This window comes from Streptomyces kebangsaanensis (assembly GCF_001906585.1).
GTDB lineage: Bacteria > Actinomycetota > Actinomycetes > Streptomycetales > Streptomycetaceae > Streptomyces > Streptomyces kebangsaanensis.
On the sequence record NZ_JUJA01000037.1, the window covers coordinates 54,834 to 56,109 of the forward strand.

2 protein-coding genes are annotated in these 1,276 nt (G+C 67.6%); both read left to right on the top strand.

Annotation, left to right across the window (positions count from 1 at the left end):
* On the top strand, positions 1–339 hold a 339-nt coding region (locus tag RH94_RS04935; protein ID WP_324614231.1), incomplete at its 5' end, for an SCO4225 family membrane protein.
* Between the two features lie 607 nt (positions 340–946).
* On the top strand, positions 947–1,240 hold the full coding sequence (locus RH94_RS04940; protein ID WP_324614232.1) for a VOC family protein: 294 nt from the start codon (positions 947–949) through the stop codon (positions 1,238–1,240).
* The last annotated feature ends 36 nt before the right edge of the window (positions 1,241–1,276 follow it).

Consider the following 1,276-nt stretch of genomic DNA (forward strand, 5'->3'; position numbering starts at 1 on the left):
GCCGCCACCCTCCAGGAGTCCACCGCCATGACCGGTCCCCGTCTCCCCCTCCTTCGCGGGGTGCGCCGCGCCCTCGGCAACATCGTCGCCCGCCTCTACCTGACGGCCTGTGCGCTCCTGCTCGGATGGGCACTCCTGGCCGCCTCCGACGAGTCCATGGCGGTTGTCATCCCGCTGTTCGCCACCCTCCCGGCCAGTCTCGTACTGCTGCTCGTCCTGCCCGAAGGCAGCACGACGTTCCTGCTCTCCATCGTTCTCGGAGCACTGATCAACGCCATGATCATCGGCTGGTGCGCCCGCACCCTGCGCCGTGGGAGCAACCCGGACACGGCAACCTGACGCGTGTGCGGATGAACCGGTGCGCCACGGGCCTCGTTCATGGATCGGACGGGAGCCTGCCGACGGGCACCGGGCGAATACGCCGATGGGCGAGCTCCAGGTCGTCCTGCCAGGAGGCCTCCGGGCAGAAGGTGCGGGGAAGGCGGTGACCGGATGCCCCAGGGGTGAGTGTCGGCCTGCCCGTGGATTGCGGCCGCCCTCGTCAGCCGTGCGCGCCCGTTCCAGAGGTCGGCAAGGTCGTGCTGTGCGGCCAGGGCGAGGACGGCGGCCCCGCGCCCGGTGCGCTACGTACCGATCTGCAGGAGGGTGGCGACGACCAGCACCACGGCCGGAGCGGCCAGGGTGACCCTGGGAGAGATACAGGCGATGGCGCGATATCGGTGTGGTGACTGTATGTTCCGTCAGCATCTCCTTGGTCGTGAGCGAGCCGCTGTGCGTGAGCTCCACTGTTGCTTCAGGACGAGCGGCACCGAAACCGGGTTCAGACGGCACACTCACAAACGTCATGTAACGGGCCGGCTCTTGAGTCCGGCAGGGGCCGTCGTAGGCTCCCGGCCATGCGTGCACACTTGCGTCAGATTGTCGTGGCTGCCGTGAGCCGAAGGCCCTGGTCCGGTTCTGGGCCCAGCTACTTGGCAGTGAGCCGGTCGACCGTGCCCGCGGCTGGTCGCATGTCGAGCTGCCTGGGTTCGCACGGCTCGCCTTCCAACCGGTACCCGAAGGCAAGACCGTGAAGAACCGGTTTCACCTCGATATCGCGGTCGACGACATCGAGGCCGCCACCACCGAAGCGGTAGGTATGGGCGGAGCTCGGGTCGGCGAGACAGTCACCGACGATCAGGAGTCCTTCCAGGCCATGCTCGATCCGGAAGGCAACGAGTTCTGTTTCGTCAGCGCCTGACCAGCCCGGTTGTCTACCTGTCGCGTACCGAGTCGT